Raw genomic sequence first — 13,346 nt, 5'->3', positions numbered from 1 at the left:
GGCCCGCGGAAGAAGCCGGACCGAGCGGACCAGCCGAACCGGCCGGATCAGCCGACGGGCGGGGTGGCACCGGCGGGCCCGTGTACGCGTGACACCCAGGCGTCCGGGTCGCCCAGCTCGTCCAGGCGGGGCAGCGTCAGCGGGGACGAGAAGATCTTGTTGAAGCCCTGCATGCCCACCCGGTCGACGACGCCGTGCACGAACTTGCGGCCCTCAGCGTACTGGCGCATCTTGACCTCGATGCCGAGCAGCCGCCGGATCGCCTTCTCCAGCGGGTTGCCGGACTCGCGGCGGCGGTTGAACGCCGCCCGGATCGACTCGACGCTGGGGATGACCTGCGGGCCGACGCCGTCCATCACGAACTCGGCGTGGCCCTCCAGCAGCGTCATCAGCGCGGTCAGCCGGTCCAGCACCGCGCGCTGCGCCGGGGTCTGCACGATGTCGAGCACGCTGGCCCGGCTCTCCGGGTCCTTGACCGCGTCGGAGAGCGTCGCCACGCCGCGTCGGAGCCGTTCCAGCAGGTGCTCGCCGCCCTGGGAGGCGTCCACGAACGCCTGCACCTCGCCGAGGAAGTACGCGCGCATCCACGGCACGGCGGTGAACTGGGTGCGGTGGGTCACCTCGTGCAGGCACACCCAGAGCCGGAAGTCACGCGAGTCGGCGCCGAGCTTCCGCTCGACCTCCAGGATGTTCGGGGCCACCAGCAGCAGCTGGCCGGGGTCGCCGGCGAAGACCTCGTACTGGCCGAGCACGCGGCCGGAGAGGTAAGCCAGCACGGTGCCGGCCTGCACACCCGTGACCCGGGAGCCGATCGCCTCGGTGAGCGCGCCCGGCCGCTTGTCCCCGGAGAGACGCTCGACCAGCGGGGAGACCACCTCACGCAGCCCGGCGATGTTCGCCGCCGCCCAGTCCCGGCGGTCGACCACGCGTACCGGCGGGTGCGCGACCTGCGCACGCAGGCCGGTGTAGTCGGCGACGTGACCGGCCGCCTCCTCGGTCAGCCGGCGCAGGTCGCCGACCACGTCGGTGGCCTCGGCGTACGACACCCGGGGGCCCGACTTGCTCAGCGCCCCCGCTGTCGCGGCGGCCAGATCCCAGTCCACGAACTGCGCCATGAACCCACCGTACCCGCGCCGGAACACCCCCACCCGGGCTCGCGCCGGCCTATCGACGCCCGTCGGTCAGCGGCAGCCGCACCCGGCCAGCGCGGAGCTGATCCGGTCCAGCGCCGCCCGGGTGTCGTCCAGCGAGCCCTGGGTCCGGTCGGTGAGCACGGCGAACGTGAGCAGCCGGCCGTCGGCTGTGGTCACCGTGCCGGCGATCGCGTTGACGCCGCTCAGCGTGCCGGTCTTGGCCCGGACGACGCCCGCTCCGGCGCGGGTCGCCGCCGCGCGGTAGCGCTCGTCGAGCGTGCCGGACCAGCCGCCGACCGGCAGACCGCCGAAGATCGCGGCGAGTTCGGGGTGGCTGCCGTTGCCGGCGAGCGTGATCAGGTCGGTGAGCAGCGAGGGGCTGATCCGGTTGGTGCGGGACAGCCCGCTGCCGTCGGCCAGGCTGATCTCGCCGGCGGGCAGGCCCAGCTCGCCGAGCACCTGGTCGGTGGCGGCCGCGCCGCCGGCGAACGAGCCGGGCTTGCCCTTGGCGAGCGCCACCTGGCGGGCCATCGCCTCGGCGATCACGTTGTCGCTGTCGCTGATCATGATGTCGACCAGCCGGATCATCGGCAGTGATTCGACCTTTCCGAGCTCGGCGCCGGGGGCCGTACCCGTGGCGCCGGACGCGCCCGGCGCGGTGCCCCGGGTCACCTGGGCGGCGCCGCCGGTCAGGCCGAGCAGCTTGGCGAACTGCCGGCCGGCGGTCAGGTCGGGCTGCGGCACCCGCTCGGCGGCGTGATTGGTCTGCTCGGCGGTGCGCCGCGCCTCAGCCGCGTTCTTCCGGGCGCCGTCGGTCATCAACGCGGTGATCGCCGCGCCGAAACCGCCGGTGGGGATGTCGGCGTCCCAGCCGGGCTCGAAGACCGGGCCGCTGAACAGCGACGAGTCGACGATCACCTTGGTCGGCGCGGTGCCGCCGAGCGCGTCGCGCACCTGGGCGGCGAGGTCGTCCAGCCGGGCCGCGCCCGGGTAGAAGCCGTTCTTGTCCACGGCGAGCGTGGGGTCACCACCGCCGACCAGGACCACCTCGCCCGGGTTCGCCCCGGCCACCGCGCGGGTCGGGATCCGGTAGGCCGGGCCACGCGCGGCGAGCACCGCCACGCCGGTCGCCAGCTTGGTCACCGAGGCGGGCACGGTGGGCGTGTCCTGACCGCTGCCGTAGAGCGCCTGGCCGGTGCTCACGTCGGCCACCGACACGTGCACCCGGTCGCCGAGCGCGGCGGCGCGGACCAGCGGGTCGAGGGCGGTGCGGATGCCGGCCTCGGTGGGCAGCGGGGCGTTGCCGTCCGGCCCGGCCAGCACGGCCTGCGGGGAGGGCTCGGGCGGCGCGGCGACCGCCGTACCCGTGCTGTCGTCGTCGCCCAGCCACCCGGCGACCGGGCCGGGGCGCAGCACGGCGAGCCCGGCCACCGCCAGGGCCAGCACGAGCACGCAGGCGAGCGCCGCGACGAGCCGCCGGCCGCGTCGCGGCCGGCCCGGGGGCGGCCCTGAGGGTACGGGCGGCGCGGCGCCGACCGGCGGGACCGGCGGGCTGACCGGGATCGAGTCCGGCGCGCCGGGCCAGTTCAGCGGAGCCGTCGGGTCGTGGGACGGGCCGACGCGGGCCGAGCCGCTCGCCGGGCCGGAGCCGTGGTGCGGCGGGCCGACGCGGGCGGACCCGGTGGCCGGAGCCGGACGATGGGGGACGTTCGCACCAGGGACGGACACCCGCCCGGTGGCCCCGCCGGAACCGGAACCGGCGGACCCGCGCCCGTCAACCCTCTCGGGGCGGTAGTGTGAATCTTCCCTCCCCACGGCCCCCTCCTCCCCGCTCGAAATCGCCTTGGGCGACACTACTTCGGTCCGAACACTATGCGGCGGCCGGAGCCGACGGGGGGCGTTCACCCCGCGCCGGGGGTGAGCCGCTGGTTTCCGTTAGCCAGCGTGGGCAAACGAGGGAGCGTGGAAGATGGATTTCGACGTCACGGTTGAGATCCCCAAGGGTCACCGGAACAAGTACGAGGTAGACCACGCGACCGGCCGCATCCGGCTGGACCGCACCCTCTTCACCTCCACGCAGTACCCGGCCGACTACGGGTTCATCGAGGGCACCCTGGGCGAGGACGGCGACCCGCTGGACGCGCTGGTGCTGGTGCCGGAGCCGACGTTCCCGGGCTGCCTGATCCGCTGCCGCACCATCGGCATGTTCCGGATGACGGACGAGAAGGGCGGCGACGACAAGGTCCTCTGCGTGCCCTACGAGGACCCGCGTCAGGAGCACCTGCGCGACATCCACCACCTGGGCGAGTTCGACCGGCTGGAGATCCAGCACTTCTTCGAGGTCTACAAGGACCTGGAGCCGGGCAAGTCGGTCGAGGGCGCGACCTGGGTGGGCCGGGTCGAGGCCGAGGCGGAGATCGCCGCGTCGTACCGGCGCGCCAAGGAGGCCGAGGAGCGCGGCGAGACGCTGCACTGACGCTCACGCTTTCACCGGAGGCCCGGGTCGCGCTTCGCGACCCGGGCCTTGCGCGTGTTCAGGCGAGCAGGTCGCGGGCCCGGTCGTAGAGGTCGAGCACCGCGCAGGCCACCGGCACGACCGCGACCACGAGCGCGGTGTCGGTCAGGTCGGCCAGCCGGCCGAGGTACGGGGAGACCGGGCGCCGGGCGTACGTGGCGCCGGCGGTGACCGCCGTGAGTGCCAGGGCCAGCCCGCCCACTGTCAGCGCCAGGCGGCCACCGGGACCGGCCCGCTCGGCCAGCACCACGCCGAGCAGGGCGAACCCGGCCAGCCCGGCGACGACAGCGGGCACCCGGTGCCGTACCGCCACGAACAGCCGGGAGCGCAGCAGCAGCACCCCGCAGGCGACGGCGGCGAGCAGCAGCCCGGCGGTCCGGCCGACGGAGACGAGCACCGCGACCGCGCCGACTGCGAGCACCGCGTGGCCGAGCAGCATCCCGGTGAGCACCTCCTCGGCGCGGGCCACCGCCGCGTGCACCCGCCCCCGGTCCGGCAGGTCCCGGGTGCCGGCCGGGCTGGGCAGGGTGAGCGGCGGCAGCGGCAGCTTGCCGACCCGGATGGCCAGCAACGGCAGCCCGCCGAGCGCGAACACCAGCACGGCGAGCAGGACCGCGGCGGTGCCGTCCGGGTCGAGCAGCAGCCCGCCGAGCGCTGCCGCCACGCCTGCCACGCCGACAGTCACCCCGGCCACGGAGACTCGGGACCGGCTGGCCACGCCGAGCAGACCGAGCACCGCCACCAGCAGCAGCGCCACCGAGCCGACCAGCAGTTCGGGGGCGCCGACCCAGCGCAGGCCGGGGATCGGGCCGACCGGGTCGCCGGAGGTGACCGCCAGCGCACCGGCCGCCGCGGCCCAGGGCAGCGCGTACCCGCCGAGCGTGGCGCCGACCGGGCCGTCCCCGTACGCCCGGGACGCCGCGGTGGCGGTGAGCACCAGGATCAGGGCGACCGCCGCGGCGACCGGCCAGCCGCGCGCGCCCGGCCCGCCCGCGACCACGGCGACCAGGCCGACGGCCAGGGGTACGGCGGCACCGGCGAGCGCTGCGGCCCGGGTGGCCCGGCCCGACCAGGCGGCACCCCGGCGCCGGGCGCCGTCCACGATCGCCTCGACCACGTCGTCGTACTCCAGTTCGGGCCACTGCGCGCGGGCCGGCACCAGGTGCAGCACCTCGCCGTCGCGCACTCCTTGCGGCAGCAGCGCCTGGGCGGTGGCGAGCACCGCCCCGTCGGTCCGGCGCAGCACCCACCCGCCGTGCCGTTCCCCGTCGTCGGCCAGCCCCTCACCGGCGTGCCGGAGCACCTCGGGCAACAGCTCGGCCAGGGGCACCTGCTCCGGGAGGGCCACGTCGACCCGCCGCCTGGGCGCGCTGATCGTGACCCGGGCGAGCCCGCTTGTCATCGAGGCATCTCCATATCGAGCGGAGGGAGTGGGCTGACGGACGAGAGGACTTTACCTACGATGAGCCAGGTTCGGGTTACCCAGAGCCACTTCCGGGGAGGGTGAGTGTCCACTGTCGTCATCAAGCGGCCGCCACGCCGCCCGGCACCGGAGATCCCGGTCGGTGAGCTGCCCGTCGAGGCGCCGCCGGAGATCCCCGCCGCGACCGGTGGGCGCTGGCAGCAGGCGCTGATGGTGCTGCCGATGCTCGGCGGGACGGTGGCCATGGCGATGATGTTCGGCCGCGGCGGCGGGGCCTACTCGTACGTGGTGGGCGGCATGTTCGGCCTCTCCTCGCTGGCGATGCTGGTCACCACCTGGGGCAGCGCCGGGCCGAAGAAGTCCGAGCTGATGGCCGCCCGCCGGGAGTACCTGCGCCACCTCGCCACGCTCCGGCGCCGGGTCCGGGAGACCGCCGGCGCCCAGCGGGCCGGGCTGTCCTACCGCCATCCGGAACCGGGGCGGCTCTGGTCGACAGTCGACAGTCACCGGGTGTGGGAGCGCCGGCCGGGCGACCCGGACTTCGCCGTGGTCCGGGTCGGTGTGGGCCCGCAGACGCTCGCCACCCCGCTGGTCCCGCCGATCACCCGCCCGCTGGAGGAGCTGGAGCCGATGACGGCCGGGGCGCTGCGGCGCTTCCTGGACGCGTACTCGGTGGTGCCGGACCTGCCGGTGGCGCTGTCGCTGCGCAGTTTCGCCCGGGTCTTCGTGCGCGGCCCGGCCGGCCCGGTACGCGGCGCCGGCTCGCCCGCCGCGCAGGCGCTGGCCCGGGCGGTGCTCACCCAGCTCGCCGTCTTCCACGCGCCGGACGAGCTGCTGATCGCGGTCTGCGCCGGGCCGGAACGCCGGACCGCCTGGGAGTGGGTGAAGTGGCTGCCGCACGCCCACCATCCGGCGCGCACCGACGCGCTGGGCCCGGTGCGGCTGGTCACCAGCTCCGCCGCCGACCTGGAACGGCTGCTCGACGACGTGCTCGGCGCCCGGTCCCGGTTCAGCCCGCACGGCACCGCCACCGACGGGCCGCACGTCGTGGTGGTGCTCGACGGCGGTGACCTGACCGGCGCGACCGACCTGGCCGGTGACGGCGGCATCGACGCGGTCACAGTGCTCGACCTGGACACTCCGCCGCCCCGGCTGCTCGACCGGTACGCGCTCCTGCTCGACCTGGTCGACGGCCGGCTGCACTCGCACTCCGCGGAGGGGCACGCCGAAGTGGGCGCCGCCGACGCGCTGGCGCCCGCCGACGCCGAGGCGGTGGCCCGGCGGCTCGCGCCGCTGCGGCTGGCCGGCACGGTACGCGGACCGGACGCGCCGCCCGGCGCCGAGCTGGGTCTGCCCGAGCTGCTGGGTCTCGGCGACCCGGAGAGCTTCACCGCCGAGCAGGGCTGGGCGCCCCGAGCCGCGCGGGACCGGCTGCGGGTGCCGATCGGCGTGGGCGCCGACGGCGGGGCGATCGACCTCGACCTGAAGGAGTCGGCGCAGGACGGCATGGGCCCGCACGGCCTGCTGATCGGCGCGACCGGCTCGGGCAAGTCGGAGCTGCTGCGCACGCTCGTGCTCGGGCTGGCCGCCACGCACAGCTCGGAACAGCTCAACTTCGTCCTCGTCGACTTCAAGGGCGGCGCCACGTTCGCGCCGTTCGAGCGGCTGCCGCACACCGCCGCCGTGATCACCAACCTGGCCGACGCGCTGCCGCTGGTGGACCGGATGGTGGACGCGATCAACGGGGAGCTGATGCGCCGGCAGGAGCTGCTGCGCCGGGCCGGCAACTTCGCGAGCGTGCGCGACTACGAGCGGGCCCGGGCGGCCGGTTCGCCGCTGGCCCCGCTGCCGTCGCTGCTGCTGATCTGCGACGAGTTCTCCGAGCTGCTGTCCGCCAAGCCCGACTTCATCGACCTGTTCGTGCAGATCGGCCGGCTGGGCCGGTCGCTCGGGGTGCACCTGCTGCTTGCGAGCCAGCGGCTGGAGGAGGGGCGGCTGCGCGGGCTGGACACGCACCTGTCGTACCGGATCGGGTTGCGGACGTTCTCGGCGCTGGAGTCCCGGACGGTGCTGGGCGTGCCGGACGCGCACGAGCTGCCGCGCAGCCCGGGGCACGGTTACCTGCGCTCGGGCACCGATCCGCTGGTCCGGTTCAAGGCCGCGTACGTCTCCGGCGCGGTCCGCCGCCGCGGCGGCGGGGCGGGCGCGTCCGGCGCCGGTGAGGCGCGTGTGCTCGCGTTCTCCACCCACCTGGTCCCGGTGCCCGAGCCGCCCGCGCCCGTCGCCCCGCCCGCCGAGGACGACAGCGGCGAGACGCTGCTGGACCTGCTCGTGGACCGGCTGACCGGGCAGGGCCCACCGGCGCATCAGGTGTGGCTGCCACCGCTGGACGCCTCGCCCGCCCTGGACGAGCTGCTCGGCCCGGTCGGCACCGACCCGGTACGCGGGCTCACGGTGGCGAATCCGGAGCTGCACGGGGCGCTCCAGGTGCCGGTGGCGGTGGTGGACAAGCCGTTCGAGCAGCGGCGTGACCTGCTCTGGCTGGCGCTGGACGGCGCGGCCGGGCACGTCGCTGTGGTCGGCACCACCCGCAGCGGCCGGTCCAGCCTGCTGCGCACCCTGGTCTGCGCGCTCGCGCTCACCCACACCCCGGCCGAGGTGCAGGTCTACTGCCTCGACTTCGGCAGCGGGACGCTGGGCACGCTGCGCGACCTGCCGCACGTGGGCGGTGTCAGCGGGCGGACCGACGGCACCGCGGTGCGCCGTACCGTCGGCGAGGTCGCCGGCCTGCTGGCCGAGCGGGAGCGGCGTTTCGCCGAGGCCGGTGTGGAGTCGATGGCCGCATGGCGACGGCGGCGGGCGGCGGGCGCGCCGGACCCGTTCGGGGACGTGTTCCTTGTGGTGGACGGCTGGAACACGCTGCGCGGCGAGTACGAGGATCTGGAACCGCTGGTCACCGAACTCGCCACCCGGGGCCTGGCGTACGGGGTGCACGTGGTGGCGAGCGCGCTGCGCTGGTCGGACTTCCGCCCGGCGATCCGTGACCTGTTCGGCTCCCGGCTGGAGTTGCGGCTCGGCGACCCGGCCGACTCGGTGGTGGTCAAGCGCGCGCTGGCGGCAACCGTGCCGGAGGAGCGTCCGGGACGCGGCATCACGGCGGGAGGACTGCACTTCCTCACCGCCGAACCCCGCGTCGAGGCACTGGGCGCGGAGACCGCCGACATGGTCAAGGCGCTCGCCGGCGCGTGGACCGGTCCGCCGGCGCCCCTGGTGCGGCTGCTTCCGCCGGTGCTGCCGTACGCCGAGCTGGACCAGAGCGCGACGAGCGGGCTGGCGTTCCCGATCGGCGTGGCCGAGGCGGACCTGTCCCAGGTGGTGCTGGACTTCGCCACCGAGCCGAACTTCCTGGTCTTCGGCGACGCCGAGTGCGGCAAGTCGTCGTTCCTGCGGGCGCTCGCCACCTCGATCGTCAACCGGTTCACCCCGGAGCAGGCCCGGGTGATGCTCGTGGACTACCGGCGCAGCCTGATGGGCGTGATCGAGACGCCGCACCTGATCGGGTACGGGACCGCGGCGCCGCACACCGCCGAGCTGATCGAGTCGGCCGCCGGCTATCTCCAGGGGCGGCAGCCGGGGCCGGAGGTGACCCCGGCGCAGCTGCGCAGCCGGTCGTGGTGGCAGGGACCGGAACTGTTCGTGCTCGTCGACGACTACGACCTGGTGGCAGGCGGGCCGACGAACCCGTTGCGGGCGTTGGAGGAGCATCTGCCACACGCGCGGGACGTCGGGCTGCACCTGGTGCTGGCGCGGCGTACCGGCGGTGCCGGGCGGACCGCGTACGAGCCGATCGTGCAGCGGCTGCGCGAGCTGTCCACGGCCGGGCTGGTGATGTCGGGTGGCCCGGAGGAGGGCGCGCTCGTCGGTCAGGTCAAGGCCGGGCCGCTGCCCCCGGGGCGGGCGCGTCTGGTCACGCGCCGGGAGGGGGTGCGCCTGGTGCAGTTGGCGCATCTCCCGCCCGGGTGATCCGCCTCGCGGAGTTGCCCCGTGACGGTCGGGACAACCGGTAATCTCCGTGCAGCATGTGTCTGACGCGACCGAACGGCTGGGGAATGTGACAGGGGATCGGCAGGGACCGCCCGGTGGGCCGCCCCGGCGTCGCGCCGGACGCGCGCTGCTCGCCGCCGTGTCGGCGCTGGCCACCGTCGCCGGTCCGCTGGCGCCGCCGGCCCACGCCGCGCCCGCCGCCCCGGCCACAGTGGCGCGTCCCTGGGTGTCCCCCGACCGCCTGCTGCGCACCGATCAGGTACGCGACGAGCAGTGGCAGCTGGAGGAGTTGCGGGCGAAGACCGCGTGGCGCACCTCGACCGGGCGCGGCGTGGTGGTCGCGGTGATCGACTCCGGTGTGGACGGCACCCACCCCGACCTGGCGGGCCAGGTGCTGCCCGGCCTCGATCTGGTTACGCCGGACGGCTCGGACGGCCCGGACCCGGTGGGGCACGGCACCACGGTGGCCGGGCTTATCGCCGGGCGGGCCGACGACGACCGGGGCGTGCTGGGGCTCGCGCCGGACGCCAAGATCCTTCCGGTCCGGGTCCTCGACGCCGAGAACCGCTACGACGACGCGCTGATCATCGCCAAGGCGGTGCGCTGGGCGGTCGACAACGGCGCCCGGGTGGTCAACCTGTCGCTCGGCGGCGGCAGCGACAACCCGGCCCTGGCCGCGGCGCTCGACTACGCGTTCGCCCGGGACGTGGTGGTGGTGGCCTGCACCGGCAATCTGGCCACCTCGACGACCACCGAGGTCTGGTACCCGGCCCGGGAACCGGGTGTGCTCGCGGTCGCCGGGCTGGAGCGGACCAGCGAGAACCTCTGGTCCGGCTCGATCACGGGTCACGAGACGGTGCTCAGCGCCCCGGCCACCGGGCTCTACGGCGCCCGGCCGGAGGGCTACTGGCGGGTGCAGGGTACGAGCTTCGCCGCGCCGCTCGTCGCCGCGACGGCTGCCCTGGTCCGCGCGCGGTATCCGAAGATGTCAGCCGGGGACGTGGTGAACCGGCTGATCACCACCGCCCGGGATCTCGGCCCGACCGGCCGGGACGACCGGTTCGGCTACGGCCTTGTCGATCCGGTGGCCGCGCTCACCGCCGACGTCCCGGCGGTGGGCCACAACCCGCTCGACGACAACGGCTCCCCCGGCGTGGTGGGCTTCGGGCCGGCGCCCGGCGACACGCGGGACACCCGGGCCGCTGCGGCGGGCCGGGGCGGTGACCCGCTGGGACGTTCCTCGGAGGGCTGGAACGCCCGGCCGGCGGGCCAGACGGACGCCTCCGCCCCGGAACGGCTCTGGACCGGCCTGGCCCTGTTCGTCGCACTCGTCACCGGCACCGCGTTGATGGTTCGCCGGTTCCGGCAGACCCGTCGCTGAACCGGTCTGATCCCGCCCTCGGATGGGTAGGGAGAGCCCCATGGACACCACCGGGGCCACTGTCACGCGGCAGCGGTCGTGGCGGAGCCGCCGCCTCGACCCCGAGCACTCGCTGGGCCTGCGGCTCACCCTGGCCGCGGTCGCGGCGTTCCTGGTGCTGGTGCCGTTCGCCCTGATCGCGCTGCTGGTGCTCGGCGCGTGGCCGCCTCTGCTGCGGCTGGACGCCTCGATCGCCGACGCGTTCCACGGGTACGCGCAGGACCATTCCGCCTGGGTCGGTGTGATGACGGTCTGGACGCACGTGTTCGGGCCCGGGCCGCTGCGGGTGGCCGCGGTCGTGGTGGTGGTCTGGCTGGTCCGGCGCGGCGCGCCCCGGCTCGCGATCTGGGTGGTCGTCACAATGGTCGCCGGCGGGCTGCTCGGCGCGCTGCTCAAGCTGCTCGTCGGCCGGGACCGGCCGGATCTGCTCGACCCGGTGGCCCGGGCCGCCGGTTACTCGTTTCCGTCCGGTCACGCGCTCAACGCCACGCTGGCGGCGGGTGTGCTGCTGCTGGTGTTCCTACCGTTCGTGCGGGACAGCCGCCGGGGCCGGGTCGCGCTGTGGACCGCCGCCGTGCTGGTCGCAGTGGTGACCGGGCTCAGCCGGATCGCGCTGGGCGTGCACTGGACCAGCGACGTGGTGGGCGGCTGGGTGCTCGGGGCGGCGGTGGTGGCCGCGACAGCGGCCGGCTTCGCCACCTGGCGCAGCGGATCCGGGCAGCCGTCCGCCCGTCCGCTCCGTGAGGGGGTCGAGCCGGAGCTGGCCGACCAGCGGCCGGAGGGCGGCCGGGCGTAGCCGGACCCGCGCCGGGGTACAGGCGTGCCCATGTCCGATGTCGTGATCCGAGTCACCCGGCGTGTCCTGCTGCCGCTGGCCCTGCTCTTCGCGCTGATGGTGGGCCTGGGCCTGCTGGTGACCCGGGTGCTGGCCCGTACCTGGCCGTTCACCGTGGAGGACACGGTCAACCGTGAGCTGGCCGGCGACCGGACGCCGGGGTGGAACGACGTCTCGCTGGTGTTCAGCACGCTGGCCAGCACCCAGATGATCGTCGTGGTGACGGTGCTGGCGGCGCTGGTGCTGCGGCTGGTGCTGCACCGCTGGCGGGAGCCGCTGTTCCTGTGCGCGGCGGTGACCGCGCAGGCGCTGATCTTCCTGTTCACCACCATGGCCATCGACCGGAACCGCCCGGCCGTCGCGCACATGGACGCCTCCCCGCCCACGTCCAGCTTCCCGTCCGGGCACACCTCGGCGGCCACGGCGCTCTACGTCGGTCTCGCGGTGCTGCTGGCGCTGCGGGCGCGCAGCACCCCGGCCAAGGTCGGCTGGTGGACGCTGCTGGTGCTGGTGCCGATCGGCGTGGCGCTCACCCGGATGTACCGGGGCATGCACCACCCGAGCGACGTGGTCGCCTCGTTCCTCAACGGCGGCGCGTGCGTGGCGATCATGGCGCGGGCGGTACTCGACCGCACGCTCACCTGGGGCCGCGCCCGGCTGCCGCTGTCCCGCTCGGGCCACGAGGCGACACCGGCGGGAGCATCGGCGGGTGGCTGAGCGCCGCCGGCCGGCTCAGGTGCAGTCGCCGGTCGCCACTCCCCGGGTACGCTCCGCGCCCGCGAGCGCCACCGGTCGCGCCTCGGCGGCGGTCACCGCGAAACCGGTGTTCGGGTCGTCCGCCGCCGCCGCGAAGATCACGCCGAGCACCAGACCGTTCGAGGAGACCAGCGGGCCGCCGGAGTTGCCGCTGCGCACCAGCGCCCGGATCGTGTAGATCTCCCGGTTGACGTCACCGGCCGAGTAGATGTCCGGGCCGGTGATCCGGTCGACGTCCCGGATCCGGGCCGGGCGGGCGTCGTACGGGCCGTCGAGCGGGAAGCCGAGCACGATCGCGTCAGCGCCGGTGGCGGCCGGGCCGGCGGCGAAGCGCAGCGACGGCCCGGACAGCCCCGGTACGTAGAGCACCGCCAGGTCCCGGTCCGGGTCGTAGACGACGACCTCGCCGTCGTACCGCTCGCCGCGCAGTTCCACAGCCACCGAGCGGGTGCCGGCCACCACGTGCGCGTTGGTCATCACCCGGTCGTCGGCGTACACGAAACCGGAGCCCTCGATGCGGCGCGAGCAGCTCGGCGCGGAGCCGAGCACCTTCACCACCGACCGCCTACTGTTCTGCACCACCTGGGAGTTGGCGAGCGCCGGGTCGGGCGGTGCCACCTGCCGGGCCCGGGTCGGCGCGAGGTCGCCGAACACGTCCGGGAAGCCGTTGGTGTCGACCGTGTCGCGCAGCGCTGTGGACAGGTCCTGCGCCTTGTCCGGCAGCACCTGGTCGACGACGGTGAGCAGCGCGCTGTTGCGGACCGAGGAGGCCAGCCACGGCACCGAGGAGGAGCCGAGCGGCACGGCGACCAGCCACGCCACGAGCATGACCGCGATGACCGAGATGAACGCGCCGCCGACGTCGTCGATCTTCCGGCCGGCCGGGCCGGTGATGGCGGCCCGCAGGTTCGAGCCGAGCCAGCCCGCCAGCGCCTGCCCCAGCACCGCGAGCCCGAAGATCGCCACCAGGGAGATCAGCACACGTGTGCCGCTCGCCGCGAACTGCTGCGCGATCAGCGGCCCGACCTGGAGGCCGAGCAGCGCTCCGAGGAAGAAGCCGGAGAACGACAGGGCCCCGATGACGAAACCCTGACGGTATCCGCTGATCGCGAACACGAGCATGAGCAGAAGAAGGACGAGATCCACGGCGGACACGCCCCAAGGGTACGGGCACGGGGCCCGTGCTCGGCTCAGCGCTCGCGGAACGTGACCCGGGGATG

The 13,346-nt window shown here is 75.0% G+C and carries 9 protein-coding genes; 5 read left to right on the top strand and 4 right to left on the bottom strand.

The genetic code is table 11. From position 1 onward, the window contains the following. Nucleotides 1-47 precede the first annotated feature (47 nt). Entirely contained in the window at nt 48-1,115 is a 1,068-nt protein-coding gene (locus BFV98_RS20890; RefSeq protein ID WP_013288992.1) for a zinc-dependent metalloprotease, read from the bottom strand. A 66-nt stretch (nt 1,116-1,181) separates the two neighbouring features. Further along, complete coding sequence (dacB, locus tag BFV98_RS20885; protein WP_174361825.1) at nt 1,182-2,585, bottom strand: D-alanyl-D-alanine carboxypeptidase/D-alanyl-D-alanine-endopeptidase; 1,404 nt, start codon at nt 2,583-2,585, stop codon at nt 1,182-1,184. A 517-nt stretch (nt 2,586-3,102) separates the two neighbouring features. On the opposite strand from dacB, the gene BFV98_RS20880 reads away from it, so the two are divergent. Next, complete coding sequence (locus BFV98_RS20880; protein ID WP_013288994.1) at nt 3,103-3,609, top strand: inorganic diphosphatase; 507 nt, start codon at nt 3,103-3,105, stop codon at nt 3,607-3,609. Nucleotides 3,610-3,667: 58 nt separating this feature from the next. Here the strand turns inward: BFV98_RS20880 and eccD are convergent, their stop codons facing one another. Continuing rightward, a complete protein-coding gene (eccD, locus tag BFV98_RS20875; RefSeq protein WP_013474990.1) occupies nt 3,668-5,050 on the bottom strand; it encodes a type VII secretion integral membrane protein EccD in 1,383 nt (460 codons plus the stop codon). A gap of 105 nt (nt 5,051-5,155) precedes the next feature. Here eccD and eccCa point away from each other — a divergent pair, with 105 nt between their 5' ends. From eccCa to BFV98_RS20855, 4 genes are all read left to right on the top strand, one after another. Next, entirely contained in the window at nt 5,156-9,094 is a 3,939-nt protein-coding gene (gene eccCa / locus BFV98_RS20870; protein ID WP_071097519.1) for a type VII secretion protein EccCa, read from the top strand. 88 nt (nt 9,095-9,182) lie between these two features. Next, nucleotides 9,183-10,496, top strand: a complete 1,314-nt coding sequence (gene mycP / locus BFV98_RS20865; RefSeq protein ID WP_176921711.1) for a type VII secretion-associated serine protease mycosin — start codon at nt 9,183-9,185, stop codon at nt 10,494-10,496. Nucleotides 10,497-10,536: 40 nt separating this feature from the next. After that, a complete protein-coding gene (locus BFV98_RS20860) occupies nt 10,537-11,331 on the top strand; it encodes a phosphatase PAP2 family protein (protein ID WP_071097515.1) in 795 nt (264 codons plus the stop codon). Between the two features lie 30 nt (nt 11,332-11,361). Further along, nucleotides 11,362-12,087 (top strand): phosphatase PAP2 family protein, encoded by a 726-nt coding sequence (locus tag BFV98_RS20855; RefSeq protein ID WP_071097514.1) that lies wholly within the window; start codon nt 11,362-11,364, stop codon nt 12,085-12,087. Nucleotides 12,088-12,102: 15 nt separating this feature from the next. On the opposite strand, the gene BFV98_RS20850 is transcribed toward BFV98_RS20855, so the two are convergent. Then, entirely contained in the window at nt 12,103-13,281 is a 1,179-nt protein-coding gene (locus tag BFV98_RS20850; protein WP_071097512.1) for a MarP family serine protease, read from the bottom strand. Nucleotides 13,282-13,346: the final 65 nt, after the last annotated feature.

It is taken from the genome of Micromonospora sp. WMMB235 (assembly GCF_001855515.1).
Lineage (GTDB): Bacteria > Actinomycetota > Actinomycetes > Mycobacteriales > Micromonosporaceae > Micromonospora > Micromonospora aurantiaca.
The sequence above is the reverse complement of the archived record's forward strand: the minus strand, read 5'-3'. Positions and strand labels throughout refer to the sequence as shown.